This is a genomic window from Leifsonia sp. GW821-FHT13C09 (genome assembly GCF_058806435.1).
Genome location: NZ_JBXAPS010000005.1, coordinates 1 through 20085, shown reverse-complemented (window position 1 = coordinate 20085; position 20085 = coordinate 1). Strand labels below are relative to the sequence as shown.

Here is a 20085-nt window from a genome sequence, read left to right as displayed (position 1 = left end):
GGACCGGGTCCTAGCGCAGCAGCAGGTTCGGCTGCAGCAGGTACTTGTAGGAGTCCGAACCGGACTGATCCTTCGAGGTCTGACTCGTGATGAGCACCGGACCCGGCTTGTTGGGGTTCTCGGTCTTGGTGAAGGAGATGCGCACGAATTCCGAGTGCACGGCACCGAGACCATCGAGCAGGAACTGCGGCTTCAATGAAACCACCGTCTCCTGGCCAGTGAGGAGAGCGTCGATGCTCTCGGATGCTTGCGCCTGCTCCGAGCCGATCGCTTCCAGCGTCAGCCCGTCGGCGGTGAAGGTGTAGCGGAGCGCGGCTTCGCGCTCCAGGACGAGGGAGACACGACGCGTCGCCTCGATGAGCTCGGCGGTGTTCATCACCGCGTAGTTGTCGACCTGCTCCGGGAAGAGCCGGCGAACCGGCGGGAAGTTGCCCTTGATCAGCAGCGACGTGACCGTCTTCTTGTCCGCGGCGAAGGCGATGAGCTCGCGGTCGTCGCGGTTGGTGATCGAGATGGAGACCGTCCCGGAGTGGCCGAAGGTCTTGCCGATCTCGGTCAGCGTGCGGGCGGGGACGAGCGCCGTCTGCGCCTCACCGGAGGTGGTGCCGTTGTCCCAGTCGATCTCGCGGACGGCGACGCGGTAGCGGTCGGTCGCGACCAGCCCGAGCGTGTTGTTCCCGACCTCGAGCTGCACGCCGGTGATCACCGGGGTGACGTCGTCACGGGAGGCGGCGACGCCGACCTGAGCGACGGCTTCCGCGAATTCCTCGGCCGGCACGAGTCCGGCCTCACCGGCGACCTGCGGGATGCTCGGGTATTCCTCGACCGGCATGGACAGGAGCGTGAAGTTCGCCGATCCCGCCCGGACGACGATCTTCGACTCCTCGGTCGAGAACTGCACCGGCGCGTTCGGGAGCTTGGCGGCGATCTCGGCCAGGAGGCGGCCGGAGACGAGCACGCGACCCGGCTCCTCGACCTCGGCCGCGATCTCCGTCTGCGCGGAGACCTCGTAGTCGAACGACGAGAGCTGCAGTCCCGTGTCGGTGGTCTCGATCAGTACGCCGCTCAGGATGGGGAGGGTTGTCCGCTGCGGAAGAAGCTTCACTGCGAAGGAGACGGCCTCACTGAAGACATCCCGATTGGCTTGGAACTTCACGAAGTCTCCCCTGGTCGGCGCTCGGATACGAACGACACCGATCCTAGCGCTTGGCCTCAGGCGGAGAAGTTGTCATTCGAGCGAGCGCTTGAGGTTGTCGGCCGGCCTTAACTGAGAAGGATTAATCATTAATGGTGTTAACCGCTGTGGAAACTGTGGATAACTCGGTGGATACCTTGCAATCAGCGGGAACTACACCATCGTGAGTTGTTGATGACCGGTGGATTCCCGCTGTTGACAAGGATGTCGAACGCGAGCCCGGTCGACGGCTTCTCACAGCCCCGGACCGTTCGTCCCCATTAATCGAGCGACTTTCCGGAACTTCTCCACAAGTTATCCCCAGGTGTTAATAACGAACTCTCCCCACTCTGGGGATCAATCTGTGGATAACTTTCTCGAGCGCTGTGGCGTGGCGTGCTGTCGAAGCCGGCGGCCGGCTACTTGCCGTAGCGGTGGTTCTGCTTGATCCGGCTGGTGAGCTCCGTCACCTGGTTGTAGATCGAGCGCCGCTCCTTCATGAGCTCGCTGATCTTCTTGTTCGCGTACATCACCGTCGTGTGGTCGCGGCCGCCGAAGAGCTGGCCGATCTTCGGCAGTGAGAGGTTCGTCAGCTCGCGGCAGAGGTACATCGCGATCTGACGGGCGGTGGCGACCGCCTGCGAGCGGCTCGAGCCGTAGAGGTCGTCGACGCTGAGCTTGAAGTACTCCGCCGTGTTGGTGATGATGTCGGTCGGCGCGATCACGTTGTCGTCGTCGAGCGTGATCAGGTCCTTCAGCACCGTCTGCACCAGCGGCATGTCGACCGGCGTGCGGTTCAGGCTCGCGAAGGCGGTGACGCGGATGAGCGTCCCCTCCAGCTCGCGAATGTTGCTCGAGACCTTCGACGCCATGAACTCGAGGATGTCGTCCGGGACGAGGATCTTCTCGCTCTGTGCCTTCTTGCGAAGGATCGCGATGCGGGTCTCCAGGTCGGGCACCTGGACGTCGGTGATCAGGCCCCACTCGAAGCGCGAGCGCATCCGGTCCTCGAAGCCGGTGAGGTGCTTGGGCGGCAGGTCGCTGGTGATGACGACCTGCTTGTTGTGGTCGTGGAGTGTGTTGAAGGTGTGGAAGAACGCCTCCTGCGTCTCCACTGCACGTTGCAGGAACTGGATGTCGTCGATCAGCAGGATGTCGATGTTCCGGTAGCGCGCCTGGAACGACGAGCCCCGGTTGTTGGCGATCGAGTTGATGAAGTCGTTCGTGAACTCCTCGCTCGACACGTACCGCACGCGGATGCCCGGGTAGAGGCTCATCGCGTAGTGGCCGATGGCGTGGAGGAGGTGGGTCTTGCCGAGACCCGAGTCGCCGTAGATGAAGAGCGGGTTGTACGCCTTCGCCGGCGCCTCCGCGACGGCGACCGCGGCCGCGTGCGCGAACCGGTTGGACTGGCCGATGACGAAGTTGTCGAAGCTGTACTTGGAGTTGAGGCGGGTGTCGCCGTTGCGGGGCGGAGCCGTGATCTCGGTCGGCGGCGCCACCATGGGCGCGACGGCGTCCAGATAGGGGGCGGGCTCAGGCTCGGCGGGGCCGGCCATCGACTCCTGCTGGATCTCGGGGTTCACCACGATCGCGAAGGTGTTCACTTCGAGCGCCTGGTCGAGGTTGCCGATGGCATTGAGGAGCGGAACGCGGCTGCGCTGCTCGATCATCCCGCGCGTGAACTCGTTGGGCACCTCGAGGTAGAAGGTGCCGGCCATGATGCCCTTGGGCTCGACCAGGCTGAGGAAGCCGTGCAGCTGCGGTGTGATGCGGTCGTCCGTCTCGAGATTGTCGAGCACGTTCTGCCATGCCGCAGAAATGGACTCTTCGCCGCCTGCCATCGTTCCCCGTCTTCGAATTTCGTGGATGCCGTCGGCCCGGCGCGAGACGAGTCGTCCCCCGTGTGACTCGCGCTGGGCTGGCGGCAGGGATGCCGCCGTAGGGTATTCACAGAGTTATCCACCGCTGTGTGTGCAATACCGTAGCGATCTCCGGCCGTTTTTGGCATGGCCTGGGGATAACTTCGGAGTTCACGCTAACTTGTCCACAGGTGGGGATCAAATTCGGTTCCCGGAATACTCCGGCGCGTCGATCGCGCGCTTCCTGCTAATCCCGTGCATAATCAAGGGTTTCGGGACGATCGGTTTGACCTCGGTCGGCCTCAGGACGTAGTTTTAATAAGTTGACTTCAGCCGTTTCGGCTGCCCAGAAACTTTCCTGGCCTCCCCGTGCTGGCCGAAATCCACTCAGCACCGGCCTGTGAAGAGACCACCACGGAGATTGATATGAGCAAGAGAACGTTCCAGCCGAACAACCGCAAGCGCGCCAAGACCCACGGCTTCCGCCTTCGCATGCGCACGCGTGCCGGCCGCGCCATCCTGTCGGCGCGCCGCGCAAAGGGCCGCGAGAAGCTCTCGGCCTGATCCTTCCGGGTCAGAGCCCCCTTCCGGCGTAGGGCGAGACGCGTGCTCGCGAAGAACAATCGCATCACGCGGGGCGCGGAGTACCGGGCGACCGTGCGACGAGGTGCGCGCTTCAACGGAGCGAACACGATCGCGTACGTCCGGTTCAACCGCGACTCCGATGTGGTGCGATTCGGTTTCATCGTGAGCAAGGCGGTCGGGAACGCGGTCATCCGCAACCGGGTGCGCCGTCGCCTGAAGGCCGCGGCATACGCCCTCCTCCCCCACCTGTCGCCGGCGGCCGCAGACGGTGCCGGCATCGACGTGGTGATCCGGGCATTGCCAGCGTCCGCCCAAGTGACGTGGGCTAATCTGCACGGTGAGGTCTCGCGGGCCACCGACCGTTTCCTCAGCCGTCACACCACCAGTCCGCGCGACAGCCGTCCGCGGGACACCAGCGAAGGCAACGTCCGTCCATGAACACCGCGATCGCCGCCGTGCTCCTCGCTCCGAGGAACGCTGCCGTGTTGGTGCTCCGGGCGTACCGCGCGGTGATCTCCCCGTTGTACGGCGACGTCTGCCGGTACTACCCCTCGTGCTCCGCCTATGCACTGCAGGCGATTCAGGAGCACGGGGTGACCATCGGAAGCGCGCTCGGCATCCGCCGGATCGCTCGCTGCCACCCGTGGGCAGCCGGAGGGGTCGATGACGTCCCCCTCAAGAAGAAGCGCCGCTACCGGGTCACTCCGTTCGGATTCGTCGTCGCCACCAGCCAGGGAAAGGCCTAGCACCCAGACATGGACATCATCGGTACCATCCTTTGGCCCATCAAATGGGTCGTGGAACTCATCCTCGTCGCCTGGCACTGGGTCTTCAGCGCCATCGGAATGGACCCGGCGGCGGGTATCACCTGGGTGCTGTCCATCGTCGGCCTGACCGTCGTTGTTCGCGCGGCCCTCATCCCGATCTTCGTCCGGCAGATCAAGAACCAGCGACGCATGCTGGAGATCGCGCCGCAGCTGAAGAAGATCCAGGACAAGTACAAGGGCAAGAAGGACCAGTTCTCCCGCGAGGCGATGTCCCGCGAGACGATGGAGCTCTACAAGAAGACGGGCACGAACCCGCTGAGCTCGTGCCTCCCGCTGCTGCTGCAGATGCCGGTGTTCTTCGCCCTGTTCCAGGTTCTGAACGGCGCCCAGGGTGGGAAGGCGGGCGTCGGCCCGCTGAACGCCACCCTCGCGCAGCAGTTCGGTAACGCGACGCTGTTCGGCGTCGCCCCGCTGCACCAGAGCTTTCAGGGTGCGCTGAACGCTCACCCGCAGCAGGTGGCCGTCATGGTGATCGCCGCGACGATGGTCGTGCTGATGACGGGATCGCAGTTCCTCACCCAGCTCCAGATCGTCTCCAAGAACATGTCGCCGGAGACCAAGGCGAGCCCGCAGTTCAAGCAGCAGCGGATCCTGCTGTACCTGCTCCCCTTCGTCTTCCTCTTCTCGGGCTTCGCCTTCCCGCTCGGCGTCATGTTCTACTGGTTGACCTCGAACCTGTGGACGATGGGCCAGCAGTTCCTGGTGATCCGCAACATGCCGACGCCGGGCTCCGATGCCGCCAAGGCGCGCGAGGCCCGCCTGGCGCGCAAGGGCAAGCTGGTGCAGGACGGCACCGTGGTCCTCCAGGTCGACGAAGTGCCGCAGAAGCCGGTTCCCACGCAGCGGGTGCAGCCGGTGAGCAAGAACCGTGCGAAGAAGCAGGCCGGAAAGAAGTAGGGATATGACCGACGTGCAGACCGAGTACACGCCTTCCGACGAGGAAGCCGTCCACTCCCCCACCACCGCTGATGTCGACGGGGACACCGAGTCGGCGCCCGCTGCCGACCTCGATCGCGAGGGCGACATCGCCGCGGACTACATCGAAGAGCTGCTCGACATCGCCGACATCGACGGCGACATCGACATCGACACCCGCAACGGGCGTGCCTACATCTCGGTGAACGCCGACGAGGGCACCAACCTCCGTCTGCTGTCCAAGCCGGACACGGTGTCGGCCCTTCAGGAGCTGACCCGCCTCGCGGTTCAGAACCAGACGGGTGGGTTCTCCCGGCTGATCCTCGACATCGCGGGTTCGCGCGATGCGCGCCAGGCCGAACTGGCAACGCTGGTCGACCGGGCGATCGCCCGGCTGGAGGAGGGTTCGGCCGAGGCGTCTCTTCCCGCGATGTCCTCGTACGAGCGGAAGCTCGTCCACGACATCGTGTCCGAGCGCGGTTATGTGTCGAACTCGCGCGGCGAGGGTCGTGACCGGCACACGGTCATCACCGCGGCGTAGTTTCACGTGAAACGGTGACTGACTCCGTCGAGACCGAACCCGCGGTCGCTGAAAAGCTCTTCGGTGAGCGACTTGAGGTCGCGCGCGCGTTCACGGGCAACCTCGTTGCGCAGGGCGAAGAACGTGGTCTCATCGGACCGCTTGAGCTTCCCCGCATCTGGTCGCGCCACATCCTGAACTGCGCGATCGTCGCACCCCTGCTGAATCCCGGCCGTGTCGGCGATGTCGGAAGCGGTGCCGGGCTCCCGGGCCTGGTTCTTGCCATCGCGCGGCCTGATGTCGACTTCGTCCTCATCGAGCCGATGGAGCGCAGGGTTGCGTGGCTCAACGAGCAGGTGGACGAGCTCGGGCTCGACAATGTGGTTGTCGTGCGGGATCGTGCTGAGGATGCGCGCCTGGCCGAGCCCCTGGATCAAGTCACCGCGCGCGCGGTCAGTGCGTTCCGGAAGTTGATCCCTTTGACCGCTCCCCTGCTCCGCGATGGCGGCGAGCTGGTGCTGATGAAGGGCGCCGGCGCAGCAGCGGAGGTCGAGGCAGCGACGAAGGAACTGCGGAAGTTCCGCGTCCATGACGTCGAGGTTCTCACGCTCGGTGACGGCCTCCTGGACGACGTCACGCGGGTCATTCGGGCGCAGGTCCGCTGAGGACAATCAAGTTCTCCACAGCCTCCGCGATGCTGAGGGGTGTGGTCGAACATGCAAGCTAGAGTTGACGAGTGGTTCGCACCGCGTTCCAGTTTCTTCCCCCGCGGCGGGGCCGTACACCGAACCAAGCGACGAGGTTTCACGTGAAACAACCCGACCAGGATGCTCCCGTAGAGGTGGGTGAAGCCACCTTCGACGCGTCGACACCCCTCGCTCGGGAGATCCAGGATCTGGCCAGGAGGAGACAAGCCATCGCTTCGACGACGCTGCCGTTGCCATCACGTACTCGGATCTTCACGATCTCCAATCAGAAGGGCGGCGTCGGAAAGACGACCACAGTCGTCAACCTCGCGGCCGCACTCGCGAAGTCCGGCGCTCGAGTGCTCGCGATCGACCTCGATCCGCAGGGTAACGCCTCCACCGCGCTGAGCGTGGAGCACCGCGAGGGCACTCCGAGCGTCTACGACGTGATCGTCAACGACAAAGAGCTCGAGGAAGTCATCCAGAAGAGCCCGGAGTTCGACGGGCTGTTCGTGATTCCAGCGACCATTGACCTGGCCGGCGCCGAGATCGAACTGGTTTCGATGGTCGCTCGCGAGCAGCGTCTCTCCCGTGCGCTCGGCCGCTTCCTGGATGAGTATGACATCGACTACGTACTCATCGACTGCCCGCCTTCGCTGGGGTTGCTCACGATCAACGCGTTCGTCGCTGCCACCGAGGTTCTCATCCCGATCCAGTGCGAGTACTACGCGCTAGAAGGCCTGAGCCAGCTCCTCAAGAACATCCAGCTCATCGAGCGGCACCTGAACCCGAAGCTGCGGGTGTCGACCATTCTGCTGACGATGTACGACTCCCGAACAAACTTGGCCCATCAGGTGGCCGACGATGTCCGCCAACACTTCCCCGATGAGGTGCTCGACACGATCATTCCGCGCTCGGTGCGGATCTCGGAGGCACCGAGCTACGGGCAGAGCGTCATCAGTTATGACGCCAACTCGTCCGGCTCGCTCTCGTACCTCGAGGCGGCCGCTGAAATCGCACGAAGAGGAGTACCCCGCTAATGGCAGCGAAGCGCACTGGTTTGGGACGCGGTATCGGCGCACTGATCCCGACGAGCGATCAGTCATCGCGACCGGTGGACGTCTTCTTCCCGGAGACGACGGCGGTGGCAACGGCGGAGCTCGTGGCGGTGCCCGGCGCGCGGCTTGCGAACCTCTCCCCCGCCGACATCGTTCCTAACGCGGTGCAGCCGCGCGTCGAGTTCGACCGCGAGGCGCTCGATGAGCTCGTGGCGAGCATCCGCGAGGTCGGGGTGCTCCAGCCAGTGGTTGTGCGGCCGCTCGCGGGCCAGGTCGACAAGTACGAGCTCATCATGGGTGAGCGCCGGCTCCGTGCGACCAAGGAACTCGGACTCGACAGCATCCCGGCGGTCATCAAGGACACCGCCGACGAGAACATGCTGCGAGACGCCCTCCTCGAGAACCTGCATCGCTCCCAGCTCAACCCGCTCGAAGAGGCATCGGCGTACCAGCAGCTGCTGGCGGACTTCGGGATCACGCAGGAGGAGCTTGCGACGCGGATCGGTCGGTCGCGTCCGCAGATCACGAACACGATCCGCTTGCTGAAGCTCCCCGCGCCGGTGCAGTCTCGCGTGGCGGCCGGGGTCCTCAGTGCGGGCCACGCGCGGGCGATCCTGTCGGTCGGAGACGACGTCGACGCGATGGTGCGTCTGGCGGACAAGATCGTGAATGAGGACCTGTCGGTCCGCGCGGCGGAGGCGGTGGCGAGCAAGTCGCCGAAGCCGGTGCGCAGCAAGGCCTCCCCCGGCAAGCACCGGGGTCACCTCGACGAGGTCGCTGAACGCCTCGGTGACCGCCTCAATACCCGGGTGAAGATCAGCCTGGGTGCACGAAAAGGCCAGATCGTGGTCGATTTTGCGACGATCCAGGACCTGAACCGCATCCTCGACGAGATCGGCCAGCCGACCTACAGCTCGCCCGTCCGTTTCACGTGAAACCCCGCCAGAACTGAACGGGGGGAGGCTGATTCAGCCTCCCCCCGTTTCACGTGAAACCCCCGACTACTCCCCTGCGTCGGCGATTGCCGCGGCAGCGAGGGTTGCGTAGACGTCGCCAAGGTCTCGACCGGAGGCCGCGATGGCCTGCGGCATGATCGACGTCTCGGTCAAACCCGGCAGGACATTCGCCTCCAAGAACCACGGAACGCCCGCCGCGTCGACGATCAGATCGACTCGGGACAGGTGGCGGAGGCCGAGAGCGGTGTGTGCTGCCGTGGCCGCGGCGGAGACCGCCTCCGTCGTCGCCTCGTCCAGCCGTGCCGGCACGTAGAACCGGGTCTCCCCCGCGTTGTACCGCGCATCAAACGTGTAGGTGCCTTCGATCGGCTCGATCTCCACCGGTGGGAGTGCGATGGGACCGTCTCCCGTGTCGATGACGGCGACTGAGACCTCCACACCGGAGGCCTTCTGCTCGATCAGCGCAACATCGGCGTAGGTGTATGCGTCGACCATCGCGCGCGGGAGCTCCTCGGCGGCCGTCACGATGGTGACGCCCTGCGCCGAGCCGCCGTGCGCCGGCTTCACCACCAAGGGAACACTGAAGGCGCCGAGCACCGTCGCGAGCACCCTGTTGGCGCCCAACTCGCGGAAGGTCTCCTTCGGAAGAGTGATCGACGCAGGCGTGGCGACGCCTGCGCGTGAGACGACCGTTTTTGCGGTCGGCTTCGACCAGGCGAGCCGGGCGGCGTCGGTGGTCGACCCGACGAACGGGACGCCAGCGAGTTCCAGCAGCGCGCGGAGAGCGCCGTCCTCCCCGCTGGACCCGTGGAGGGCAGGCCAGACGACGTCTGGTCGGCTGTCGTTGAGGTATCCGAGCAGCGCGCCGTCCGGCTCGCGCACGGTGACGTGATGCCCGAACGACTGGAGGCCGTCGGCGACACGTCGACCGCTGCGCAGCGAGATGTCGCGTTCGTGGGAGATGCCGCCGGCTAGAACGACGATGTCGAGGGCTGATTTTTCGGCCATGATCTGCTCTTTCTTCGGCAAGGGGGCGAAGGGCGGGGTGTCGGTCAGCGGAGATCCGTGGGCGGATTCGGGCTGGTGCGGCTCGCCCGCGAGGCAGTGAGTGGGCCCGTGCCGGCGAAAGTGTCCAGGAGGTCCTGCTCGCCGTTGATGACGTTGGCGAGCCGGCGGACGCCCACCTTGATGTTCTCCGGCGTCGGATAGCAGAACGACAACCGGATGTGCTGCGCGCCCGACCCGTCCCCATAGAACGCGGTCCCGGGCGTGTAGGCGACGAGTTCGGTGACGGCGCGCGGCAGCATCGCCTTGGAGTCGAGGTGCGGCGGCAGCGTCACCCACACGTAGAAGCCGCCGTTCGGGTTCGTCCAGGACAGCTCGGGGAGGTGCTCCTCCAGCGCGGAGATCATGGCCTCCTTGCGCTCCCGGTACACCCCGCGGAACGTGTCGATCTGGCCGCGCCAGTCGGCGTCGCGCAGGTACTCCGAGATGACGAGCTGACTGAACGAGCTCGGACTCAGCACGGCCGCCTCGTTGGCGAGGATCAGCTTCTCCCGGATGGCATGGGGTGCGAGCGCCCAGCCGACCCGGAATCCGGGTGCCAGGGTCTTCGAGAAGGTGCCGAGGTACACGACGCCGTCTCGCTCGACCGAGCGCATCGCCGCGGGGGGCTTCTCGCCGAAGTAGAGCAGCCCGTACGGGTTGTCCTCCAGCACCAGGATGTCGTTCTGGCGGGCGATCTCGAGGATCTCGAGCCGCCGCTCCCACGACAGCGTCACGCCGGCCGGATTGTGGAAGGTCGGGACCGTGTACAGGAACTTCACCCGCCGGCCCGCTGCCTTCAGGCGGGCGATGTGTTCGCGCAACGCCTCCGGGATCAGCCCGTGCTCGTCCATGGGAATGTGGTTGACCTCGGCCTGGTACGAGCGGAAGATGACCATCGCCGTCACGTAGCTGGGGCCTTCGGCGAGCACGACGTCTCCCGGGTCGATGAACAGCTTGCTGAACAACTCGAGCGCGTGCTGCGAACCGGTCGTCACGATGACGTCGTCGGCGCTGCCGGTGATCCCTTCGAGCGCCATGACCTCCAGGATCTGCTCCCGCAGCGCAGGGACGCCCTGGCCGGAGCCGTACTGGAGGGCGACCGGGCCCTGCTCGCGCATCACCCGGTCCATCGCCCCGACCACCAGATCTTCGGGGAGCGCCGCGACGTACGGCATGCCGCCGGCCAGCGAGACCACCTCGGGGCGGCTGGCGACGGCGAACAGGGCTCGGACCTCACTGGCGGCCAGGCCGCTGGTGCGCTGTGCGTAGTGGTGATACCACGGGTCCAGATTGTTGCCCTGCTGGCGAGGGCTGCCCTGTTCTGTCACGAATCGTCCGTTTCTCGTGTCGTTCATTCATGCTAGGGGCGGCACGTATCCGTCTGGAAATCGAGCCGACCCCCGGATACACGAAAGACCCGCCCGGCGGAGGTGCGCCGGACGGGTCTGACAGCGTGTGGAAGCTGCCTGGCTGTCGCGCTACGCGAGGTAGGCGGCCAGGTCGGCCTCGAGGGCGGGCTTCGGCTTGGCGCCGATGACGGTCTTGACGACCTCGCCACCCTGGTACACCTTCATCGCGGGGATGGAGGTGATCTGGTACTTCGCCGCGGTCTGCGGGTTCTCGTCCACGTTGAGCTTGACGATCTCGATCTTGTCCGCGTGCTCGGCGGCGATCTGGTCGAGGATCGGCCCGACGGCCCGACACGGGCCGCACCACTCGGCCCAGAAGTCCACGAGGACGGTCTTGCCGCTGCTGAGGACGTCCTGCTCGAAGGTGGCGTCCGTGACGGAACGTGCTGCTGACATAGTTGCTGATTCTCCTTATGCGGTGGTCGTGAGTTCGAGATCGCCGGACGCGCCCTCCGCCGCGCGCTCCAGCAGGTCCTTCGGGAGGGTCGTGAGGTAGTGCTCGGCGTCGAGCGCGGCGACCGTACCCGACGCGGCGGCGGTGACCGCCTGGCGGTAGGTGGGGTCGATCACGTCGCCCGCGGCGAACACGCCCGCGACCTTCGTCTTGGAGCTCCGGCCGGCGACCGCGATGGTCCCCTCCGGAGTGAGGTCGAGCTGGCCGTGGACCAAGTGGACGCGCGGGTCGTTGCCGATCGCGATGAACAGACCCTGCAGCTCCAGCTCGCTCTGCTCGCCGGTCTCCAGGTTGCGCAGCGTCACCGCGCGGACCTGCTCGTCGCCGCTGATGCCGACGACTTCGGAGTTCCAGATGAACTCGATCTTGTCGTTGGCGAAGGCGCGCTCCTGCATGATCTTGGACGCGCGCAGCGAGTCGCGGCGGTGGATGACGTAGACCTTGTCCGCGAAGCGGGTGAGGAAGGTCGCCTCCTCCATCGCCGAGTCGCCACCGCCGACGACGGCGATCGTGCGCTCGCGGAAGAAGAACCCGTCGCAGGTGGCGCACCAGGACACGCCGTGACCGGACAGGCGCTCTTCGTCCTGCAGGCCGAGCTTGCGGTACGCGGAACCCGTCGCGAAGATGACCGCGAGGGCCTGGTGAACGGCGCCCGAGCCGAGGGTGACCGTCTTGACGTCGCCGGAGAGGTCGACCGACACGACGTCGTCGAGGACGATGTCGGTGCCGAACTTCTCGGCCTGCGCCTGCATCTTGAACATGAGGTCCGGGCCCATGACACCGTCGGGGAAGCCGGGGAAGTTCTCGACCTCCGTGGTGTTCATCAGCTCGCCGCCGGCCTCGACAGAGGAGGCGATCAGCAGCGGCTTGAGGTTGGCGCGAGCGGCGTAGATGGCCGCCGTGTAACCGGCAGGGCCGGAACCGATGATGATGATCTGCCGCACGGAGGAACTCCTTGATGGTCTGCGGTGCTCCGTCCGGAGACACCGCCCTGTAGAACACATCCTAGGCGGATGCTATTCCGTGTCACCTGCGAGCGGAGGAACGGGCCGCGGCGCGGTCCAGAACGGGGGCCAAACCGGCCTCCAGGTCGCTCGAACGCAGGATGGCGAGGAAGCCGAGGTAGACGATCAGCATGACCGCGCCGACGACCGCCGTGGACACGATGGCGGCGATGGGATTGCTCACCGGGAAGGCCCCGGGCGACACCCCGCCGAGGATGACGAGGAAGCCCGCGCCTGCGATCATCGCGGCCACCCCGGCGACAAGGAAGCGCCAGAGCGAACCGAAGATCCGGGTGCCGTCCACTCCCCCGGTCCGCCGGCGCAGCAGCCAGAACGCGAGGATCGCCTGCAGGAGGCTCGCGAGGGAGACGACGAGCGCGACGGAGGCCGCGCGCACCGACGGCGGAACGGTGAAGCAGATGAGCACGCCCACCACGATCACGAGGACCTGCGCGAGCGTGAAGAAGAACGGTGTGCGGGTGTCGCCGAGCGAGTAGAACGCGCGCTGGGCCATGAACACCAGCGAGAACGGGACCAGTCCGATCAGGTAGGCGACGAGCACCAGCCCCATCGCCTGATAGTCGCCGGTGAATACCCGGGCGATCGGGTACGCCGTGACGATGAGCGCGGCCGACGCGAACACGATGAACAGCATGATCGAACGTGCGGCCGAGGAGAAGTCCTGACGGAACGAGTCCACCGCGCCCTGGTGCGCGTGCTCGGCCATGCGCGTGTAGAAGGCGGTGACGATCGAGACCGCGATGATGCCGTGCGGCAGCATGAAGATGAGCCAGGCGTTCTGCATGATGAACGTTCCGGCGTACTGGGGTCCGCCCGAGTTGGAGACGTTGACCTCGATCAGGCCGGCGAGCTGGGTCGCGATCAGCATCCCGAGCGTCCACCCGGCCGCCTTGCCCGCGGTTCCGAGGTTGACGCCGCGCCAGCCGAAGTCGAACCGGAACCGCAGACCGACCCGGCGCCAGAAGACGAACAGGACGAGCGCCTGGACCGCGATCCCGAGGGTAGCGCCGCCGGCCAGCAGCGTGATCATCCCGGACGACCATTCCGTGCCGTGCCCGCCGCGGGACGCCGTTCCGAAGGCGAGGATGAACGCTACGAGGAGGACGATGGCGACGACGTTATTGACGACCGGCGCCCAGGTGAACGGACCGAAGGACTTCCGGGCGTTCAGAACCTCCCCGAGCAGCGTGTAGAGGCCCAGGAAGAAGATCTGCGGCAGCGACCAGTATGCGAACGCGGTCGCCAGCTCGCGCTGCTCGAGCGGGACGCCGAACAGCGCGACCAGAGCGGGGGCCAGGAAGGTCGCGACCAGGGCGATCGACGCGAAGATGACCATCCCGAGCGTCACGAGCTTGTTGATGTACGCGCGGCCGCCGTCCGGATTGACCGACGCCCGGACGATCTGCGGGACGAGCACCGCGTTCAGGATGCCCTGGGCGATGATCGCGTACAGGCTGTTGGGGATCGTGGTCGCGACGCCATAGGCGTTCGCGGCGAACGACACCGCACCGATCGCCTGCACCAGCAGCCACGCCTTGGCGAAGCCGAGCAGGCGTGAGACGAGGGTTCCGGAGGCGAGCATCGCGCTCGCGCGACCGACGCTAGCCATCGGCGCCTCCCGGGGTGGGGCGGGTGTTCGCGTCGCGAGCGTCGGCGGAGTCGCCGCCGGCATCGTCTGCGGACGCATCGTCTGCGGACGCATCGTCTGCGGAGACACCGTCTATGGCGGTTACGTCTGCGGCTGGGGCGGGGTCCGCCTCGCCAACGGACTCCTCCTCGCTGCCGGCGCCCTTGCGCCGCTGGTCGCGCCTGCGGAGGATGTTGCGCACGATCCCGAAGCCGAACAGGAGCACCAGCAGGCCGCCGAAGATCAGCGCTCCGATGCCCTCCCAGTCGGCGTGCACGTCCACCGTCACCGATGTCGGGTCGCCGATCGGAACGCCCGTCGGACTGTAGAGATGCAGCGACAGGATGACCTGGCCGTTGCCGACCTTGGCCTTCACCGGCACGAGCATCGTCGCCCGGGAGTCCTGGGGAATGGTCTTCGTGGTGGGCCCGTCGATCTCCAGGCGGCTGTTCGACGGCGACGCGCTCAGCACGACCGTGACCGCCTCGTTGCTGAGCTCGTTGCTGACCGTGAACGGGATCGATCCCTGCGCGCTCACCAGGTTGACGTTCTCGGTGGGCAGGATGTGGACAGCGTGGAGGGTCTTCACCGTCGCCCGCCTGCTCGCGTTGACCGCGGCGGTCCAGTCCGTGCGCGGGTTCTGCCACGAGACGGCGAGGAGCGTCAGGAGCTGCGCCCGGGTCTGACCGGTGAGCGTCGTCGGATCGCTGAGGATGGACGAGAAGTCGTCGATCGACTTCTCGTCCTTCAGCAACTGGTGGATGCTGTCGATCCGGGTCTGCGACTCCGGCGAATCCGTCATCGCCAGCTCGGGCGACGGCGTGGCCGACAGCAGGGCGGGGAACGTCGAGGGCGCTGCGAACGGGCTCGTGAAGAGAGCATCGAGCGTGCGCTGAAGCTGCGTCCCGCTCGACGGCCACGAACGGTCGAGGGCGAGCAGCACGTGGCGCGGCGTCGTGCCTTCTGCGCTGATGAGCTGGAGCTGGGCGTTCAGCTTCGACATCGCGGCGTTCCAGGCGAGGTCGCTCGGCGCCGAGACGGCCTGGCGGAGCGCGTCGCTGAGCCGCTGGTCGGAGACCGCGAGCCTCGACGATCCATTGTGCTGCGGCGCGTTCGGGGTGGAGCCGAGTTTGTCGGAGTTCGTGTTGCTCCCCGAGACGATGACGGTCCCGAGCCCGGCGGCCGCGAGCGGGGCGAGGTCCGCCGAGCGGAGGGTGCCGTCGCCGGGCCAGGCGATTCCGCGCAAGGTGTAGTTCCAGGCCAGGAGCCGATCGAGTCCGGGGAGCGCGGGCCCGGCGCCGGGCGTGGGCGTCGGGGTCGGTGTCGCGGCGGGCGCCGGCGTCGCGGTCTGCGGTTCCCCGATCGCGGTCGGGGTCGGCGAGAAGTTCTTCGGGTCGAGCGCGTAGCCCAAAGCGGTCGGCTGGAGCGGTGCGGGCAGGCCGGACTGGATCTGCCCGGCGACGTCCGCATCGCCGTAACCGAGTGAGAAGGTGTCGTTCGGGAGGGCGCTCAGCCTGTCGAGCCACCCCGTGGCGCTGGCGGGCGCCGAGTTCCCGAGCGCGCGGATGGAGGCGAGGATCATCGGGTCGATGCCGATCGCGACCGTGGCGTGGTTCTGGAGGCCGTCCAGATCGCGGGTCAACACGCCGTTCGGCGCCGTGTAGGTGGCCAGGTCCTGAGCGGAGATGAGCCCATCGCCGGTCGACGGGCTGACGATCGGCATCGCGACGCCGACGTCGGAGCGCGTCGCGGCGCCGCCCGGGCTCCACACGACCGTGCCGCGGGCGTCCGCCGCCACCGGCCCGATGTCCACGGTCGCGCCGAGCCCGTAGACGGCCGACGTCGTCCTGGCGGCGAACGGGACGGCCGCCGCCGGCACGTTCACGCGCACCACGGCGCTGGCGCCCGGCTCGAGGATCGGGAGCGTCGCCGTGCCGAGGTCGACGCGGTTCGGGACGGTCTCCGTGGAGGTGAGCCAGGAGGCGAGTTCCGCGCGCGACGTGACGGGCCGCGGGTCCAGCCAGAGCGCCACGGAGCCGGCCGTGTAGGGGGTGCTCGTCTGGTTTGTCACCGTGACGGACGCGACCAGTTCCTGACCGGGCGCCAGCACGCCGCCGTTGTCGGTCGTGAGGGAGGCGCCGATCGAGGCGGACGCCGTTGCGCTGACGGAGGGCGCGGCCACGGGCGTCGGCTGCGCGGCCGCGGTCGCCGGGCCCGCGGCGGGACCGGCCAGCAGGGCGACGACGGCCACCCCTGCGCCGATCAGGGCAGCAGGAAGTCGCGCACCCCGGAGGGTGAACCCGGATACGCTCATGCGCCGACGCACGATTCCGGTTCCGCCTCCATGACGACGATTCTAGGGGCCGGCCCCTGTGAGAGCCCGGCGAGCACGCGGCCTCCCGGCGAGGCGAGCGGCGCGTCCGGCCTCCCGTTAAACTGAGGCACCATGCAGTCCGTCGCCGAATCCCTCGACCGCCTCGGCGCCCTGGCCAAGACCCCGACGGTCGATCGGCTCGCCCAGGCGTTCGCCGCAGCCGGGTTCGAGCTGTCGCTCGTGGGCGGTCCCGTACGCGACGCCCTGCTCGGCCGCGCGGTGCACGATCTGGACTTCACCACCGACGCGCGGCCCGACGACATCCTGGGTGTCGTGCGCCCGATCGCCGACGCCGTCTGGGACATCGGTCGCGCATTCGGCACGATCGGGGCGCGCTTCGGTGACGACACGGTCGAGATCACGACCTATCGCAGCGACAGCTACGACGGCGCGACGCGGAAGCCCGAGGTGCAGTTCGGCGACACGCTCGAGGGCGACCTGCTGCGCCGCGACTTCACGGTCAACGCCCTGGCTCTGCGCGTCCCGGAGGTGCGGCTCGTCGACCCGTCGGGCGGCGTGGAGGACCTGCTGGCCCGGCGCATCACCACGCCGTCGAGCCCCGAGGTGTCGTTCGGCGACGACCCGCTGCGGATGATGCGCGCCGCCCGGTTCGCGGCACAGCTCGGCTTCACCGTCGACGAGGAGACCCGCGCCGCGATGGCCGACATGGCGGAGCGGATCGGGATCGTCAGCGCCGAGCGCGTGCGCGACGAGTTCACGAAGCTGCTGGAGGCCGCGAACCCGCGTCCCGGAGTCGAACTGCTCGTGGACTCCGGGCTCGCCGACCACGTGCTGCCGGAGGTGCCCGCGCTGCGGCTGGAGGTCGACGAGCACCACCATCACAAGGACGTCTACCAGCACAGCCTGACCGTGCTGGACCAGGCGATCGGCTACGAGAGGGAGCGTCACCCCGGCGAGGCCCCCGACCTCGTCCTGCGGATCGCGGCGCTCCTGCACGACATCGGCAAGCCGGCGACGCGGCGGTTCGAACCGGGCGGCGCCGTCAGCTTCTATCACCACGACGTGGTCGGGGCGAAGCTCGCCAAGAAGCGGCTGACCGCGCTGCGCTTCGACAAGGCCACGGTCGACTCGGTCGCGCGCCTGATCGAGCTGCACCTCCGCTTCTTCGGATACTCCGACGCGCACTGGACCGACTCGGCCGTGCGCCGGTATGTGCGCGACGCCGGAGGAGAGCTGGAACGCCTCCACATGCTGACCCGCGCCGACGTGACGACCCGCAACCGCCGCAAGGCCGACCGGCTCGGCTTCGCGTACGACGACCTCGAGCAGCGCATCGCCGAGTTGAAGGCGCAGGAGGAGCTGGACGCCGTCCGGCCAGACCTGGACGGGGAGCAGGTGATGCGGCTGCTGGGGCTCACGCCCGGCCGCGAGGTCGGTCAGGCGCTCTCCTTCCTTCTGGAGCTGCGGCTCGACGAAGGGCCGCTCGGCGAGGAGGAGGCGACGCGACGGCTGCGCGCGTGGTGGGAGGCGCGGTAGTCGTCCTCCACAGCGTCGTCCTCCACAGAGTCGGCCGCCGACGGGTTCTCCACCGATCGCGGATCTCCGCCCCGGGACGCCCGCGCCGGCGCGAGGCTGGACGCATGAGCATCGCAGAGATCGTCGCAGCCCCCACCCCCACCGCCACCGCCCAGCGCCCCGGTTGGCGCGGGACCAGCGCATCCGCTACCCTTGGTAAGTTGCCCGGGCGGAGTCCTGCCCACGCAACCGATGTAAAACCCTCCTGCTGCAGAACGTCTGCAGCCGCTGAGACCAGAGGAGGTGGGTTAGTCATGCATCAGTACGAGTTGATGGTCATCCTCGATCCCGAGATCGATGAGCGCACCGTAGCTCCCAGCCTCGACAAGTTCCTCAACGTCGTTCGCAACGACGGCGGATCTATCGACAGCATCGACATCTGGGGTCGTCGTCGCCTGGCGTACGAGATCAACAAGAAGTCCGAAGGCATCTACGCCGTCGTGCAGCTCACCGCGACCGGTGACACCACGAAGGAGCTCGACCGCCAGCTGAAGCTCAGCGAGGCCGTCATGCGCACCAAGGTGCTCCGTGCCGAAGAGGCCATCGCCCAGGTCGCGGCCGCTCAGAAGCGCGCCGACGAGAAGGCCGCCCGCAAGGCGTCCTCCTCCGCCGACAAGGCCGCTGCCGCCTCCGAGAAGGCCGGCGCCTAGTCCCATGGCCGGCGAGACCGTCATCACCGTGGTGGGCAACCTCACGGCCGACCCCGAGCTGCGCTACACGCAGAACGGGCTGGCCGTCGCCAACTTCACCATCGCATCCACTCCCCGCACGTTCGACCGTCAGGCGAACGAGTGGAAGGACGGTGAGGCTCTCTTCCTGCGCGCGAGCGTCTGGCGCGAGTTCGCCGAGCACGTCGCAGGCTCGCTGACCAAGGGCTCCCGTGTCATCGCCCAGGGGCGCCTCAAGCAGCGCTCCTACGAGACGAAGGAGGGCGAGAAGCGCACCTCCATCGAGCTCGAGATCGATGAGATCGGGCCGTCGCTGCGGTACGCCACCGCTCAGGTGACCCGTGCCCAGTCGTCGCGCGGTCCTGGTGGCTTCGGCGGCGGCGCTCCCGCTGTCGAGGAGCCCTGGGCCGCCTCCGCCCCCGCGGACCCGTCCGCGGGCGCCGACGTCTGGAACACTCCGGGCTCCTACAACGACGAGACCCCGTTCTAACGGGTCCGAACAACTGAGTTTGTCCGGCAGGCCGACGGCCCGCCAGACGGAAAGCAAAGGAAATCATGGCTGGAAAGTCGAGCGGCGACCGCCGCAAGCCGATCCGCAAGGGCAAGGACGGGAAGAACGCCGCACCGGCGAAGTCCGTCCGCGTCGGCGTCATTGACTACAAGGACGTCGCCACCCTGCGGAAGTTCATCTCGGAGCGCGGAAAGATCCGCGCTCGCCGCATCACCGGTGTCTCCGTCCAGGAGCAGCGCCTGATCGCCCGCGCCGTCAAGAACGCGCGCGAGATGGCTCTCCTCCCCTACGCCGGCTCTGGCCGTTAAGGAGAAGAGACAGAATGTCGAAGGTTATTCTCACGCACGAGGTCACCGGCCTCGGTTCCGCCGGTGACGTCGTGGACGTCAAGAACGGCTACGCGCGCAACTACCTCGTCCCCCAGGGCTTCGCGATCGCGTGGAGCCGTGGAGGCGAGAAGCAGGTCGAGCAGATCAAGGCGGCCCGTGCCGCTCGCGAGCTGCACACGATCGAGGCCGCCCAGGACCTCAAGGCGAAGCTGGAGGCGACTCGCGTCAAGCTCGTCGTCAAGGCCGGCCGCGAGGGTCGTCTGTTCGGTTCCGTGAAGACGGGCGACGTCGCCGACGCGGTCAAGGCCGCGGGTATCGGCGAGCTCGACAAGCGCAAGATCGAGCTCCCCAACCCCATCAAGGTGACCGGTGACCACGAGGCCACCGTCCGCCTGCACGACGACCTCTCGGCCGTCATCTCCCTGCAGGTGGTCGCCGCCAAGTAGCGGACGGAAATCTCACAGTGTAGGGGGGGGGGGGGGGGGGGGGGGGGGGGGGGGGGGGGGGGGGGGGGGGGGGGGG

Annotated in this window: 21 protein-coding genes; 13 read left to right on the top strand and 8 right to left on the bottom strand. The window is 67.3% G+C overall.

Annotation, left to right across the window (positions count from 1 at the left end):
- Window positions 1-10 precede the first annotated feature (10 nt).
- Window positions 11-1156, bottom strand: a complete 1146-nt coding sequence (gene dnaN / locus AC1ROW_RS15855) for a DNA polymerase III subunit beta (protein ID WP_493019860.1) — start codon at window positions 1154-1156, stop codon at window positions 11-13.
- Between the two features lie 437 nt (window positions 1157-1593).
- Window positions 1594-3018 carry a chromosomal replication initiator protein DnaA gene (gene dnaA / locus AC1ROW_RS15850; RefSeq protein ID WP_493019859.1) on the bottom strand — a complete coding sequence of 475 codons (1425 nt, stop codon included), beginning with the start codon at window positions 3016-3018 and terminating at the stop codon, window positions 1594-1596.
- 444 nt (window positions 3019-3462) lie between these two features.
- Between dnaA and rpmH the strand changes: the two genes are divergently transcribed.
- The 8 genes from rpmH (at window position 3463) to AC1ROW_RS15810 (ending at window position 8562) form a co-directional block, all read left to right on the top strand.
- The gene (rpmH, locus tag AC1ROW_RS15845) at window positions 3463-3600 is read left to right on the top strand and encodes a 50S ribosomal protein L34 (protein WP_055922080.1); all 138 of its coding nucleotides are present in this window, start codon (window positions 3463-3465) and stop codon (window positions 3598-3600) included.
- Window positions 3601-3642: 42 nt separating this feature from the next.
- Window positions 3643-4059 (top strand): ribonuclease P protein component, encoded by a 417-nt coding sequence (gene rnpA, locus AC1ROW_RS15840; RefSeq protein ID WP_493019858.1) that lies wholly within the window; start codon window positions 3643-3645, stop codon window positions 4057-4059.
- Window positions 4056-4367, top strand: coding sequence for a membrane protein insertion efficiency factor YidD (gene yidD, locus AC1ROW_RS15835; RefSeq protein WP_493019857.1), 312 nt, complete (start codon window positions 4056-4058; stop codon window positions 4365-4367). Before rnpA ends, yidD begins: the two co-directional genes overlap by 4 nt.
- Window positions 4368-4376: 9 nt before the next feature.
- A complete protein-coding gene (gene yidC / locus AC1ROW_RS15830) occupies window positions 4377-5345 on the top strand; it encodes a membrane protein insertase YidC (protein WP_493019856.1) in 969 nt (322 codons plus the stop codon).
- A 4-nt stretch (window positions 5346-5349) separates the two neighbouring features.
- Window positions 5350-5904 carry a Jag family protein gene (locus AC1ROW_RS15825; protein WP_493019855.1) on the top strand — a complete coding sequence of 185 codons (555 nt, stop codon included), beginning with the start codon at window positions 5350-5352 and terminating at the stop codon, window positions 5902-5904.
- 14 nt (window positions 5905-5918) lie between these two features.
- Complete coding sequence (rsmG, locus tag AC1ROW_RS15820) at window positions 5919-6548, top strand: 16S rRNA (guanine(527)-N(7))-methyltransferase RsmG (protein WP_493019854.1); 630 nt, start codon at window positions 5919-5921, stop codon at window positions 6546-6548.
- 143 nt (window positions 6549-6691) lie between these two features.
- Complete coding sequence (locus tag AC1ROW_RS15815) at window positions 6692-7609, top strand: ParA family protein (protein WP_493019853.1); 918 nt, start codon at window positions 6692-6694, stop codon at window positions 7607-7609.
- Window positions 7609-8562: a ParB/RepB/Spo0J family partition protein gene (locus AC1ROW_RS15810; protein ID WP_493019852.1), complete on the top strand. Its 954-nt coding sequence runs from the start codon at window positions 7609-7611 to the stop codon at window positions 8560-8562. The genes AC1ROW_RS15815 and AC1ROW_RS15810 overlap by 1 nt, the downstream gene beginning before the upstream one ends.
- A 66-nt stretch (window positions 8563-8628) precedes the next feature.
- On the opposite strand, the gene AC1ROW_RS15805 is transcribed toward AC1ROW_RS15810, so the two are convergent.
- The 6 genes from AC1ROW_RS15805 to AC1ROW_RS15780 form a co-directional block, all read right to left on the bottom strand.
- Window positions 8629-9591 (bottom strand): D-alanine--D-alanine ligase family protein, encoded by a 963-nt coding sequence (locus AC1ROW_RS15805; RefSeq protein ID WP_493019851.1) that lies wholly within the window; start codon window positions 9589-9591, stop codon window positions 8629-8631.
- 44 nt (window positions 9592-9635) lie between these two features.
- Window positions 9636-10958: an aminotransferase-like domain-containing protein gene (locus AC1ROW_RS15800; protein WP_493020130.1), complete on the bottom strand. Its 1323-nt coding sequence runs from the start codon at window positions 10956-10958 to the stop codon at window positions 9636-9638.
- Between the two features lie 150 nt (window positions 10959-11108).
- Entirely contained in the window at window positions 11109-11435 is a 327-nt protein-coding gene (trxA, locus tag AC1ROW_RS15795; protein ID WP_179604159.1) for a thioredoxin, read from the bottom strand.
- A gap of 15 nt (window positions 11436-11450) precedes the next feature.
- A complete protein-coding gene (trxB, locus tag AC1ROW_RS15790) occupies window positions 11451-12437 on the bottom strand; it encodes a thioredoxin-disulfide reductase (RefSeq protein WP_493019850.1) in 987 nt (328 codons plus the stop codon).
- Between the two features lie 82 nt (window positions 12438-12519).
- Window positions 12520-14127: a murein biosynthesis integral membrane protein MurJ gene (gene murJ, locus AC1ROW_RS15785; protein WP_493019849.1), complete on the bottom strand. Its 1608-nt coding sequence runs from the start codon at window positions 14125-14127 to the stop codon at window positions 12520-12522.
- On the bottom strand, window positions 14120-16459 hold the full coding sequence (locus AC1ROW_RS15780; RefSeq protein WP_493019848.1) for a DUF6049 family protein: 2340 nt from the start codon (window positions 16457-16459) through the stop codon (window positions 14120-14122). The genes murJ and AC1ROW_RS15780 overlap by 8 nt, the downstream gene beginning before the upstream one ends.
- Window positions 16460-16591: 132 nt before the next feature.
- On the opposite strand from AC1ROW_RS15780, the gene AC1ROW_RS15775 reads away from it, so the two are divergent.
- The 5 genes from AC1ROW_RS15775 (at window position 16592) to rplI (ending at window position 20009) form a co-directional block, all read left to right on the top strand.
- Window positions 16592-18016 (top strand): CCA tRNA nucleotidyltransferase, encoded by a 1425-nt coding sequence (locus tag AC1ROW_RS15775; RefSeq protein ID WP_493019847.1) that lies wholly within the window; start codon window positions 16592-16594, stop codon window positions 18014-18016.
- Between the two features lie 293 nt (window positions 18017-18309).
- Window positions 18310-18705 carry a 30S ribosomal protein S6 gene (gene rpsF / locus AC1ROW_RS15770; RefSeq protein WP_493019846.1) on the top strand — a complete coding sequence of 132 codons (396 nt, stop codon included), beginning with the start codon at window positions 18310-18312 and terminating at the stop codon, window positions 18703-18705.
- A gap of 4 nt (window positions 18706-18709) precedes the next feature.
- Entirely contained in the window at window positions 18710-19213 is a 504-nt protein-coding gene (locus tag AC1ROW_RS15765; RefSeq protein ID WP_493019845.1) for a single-stranded DNA-binding protein, read from the top strand.
- Window positions 19214-19278: 65 nt separating this feature from the next.
- Window positions 19279-19542, top strand: a complete 264-nt coding sequence (gene rpsR / locus AC1ROW_RS15760) for a 30S ribosomal protein S18 (protein WP_018189012.1) — start codon at window positions 19279-19281, stop codon at window positions 19540-19542.
- 14 nt (window positions 19543-19556) lie between these two features.
- Entirely contained in the window at window positions 19557-20009 is a 453-nt protein-coding gene (gene rplI, locus AC1ROW_RS15755) for a 50S ribosomal protein L9 (protein WP_208038718.1), read from the top strand.
- The last annotated feature ends 76 nt before the right edge of the window (window positions 20010-20085 follow it).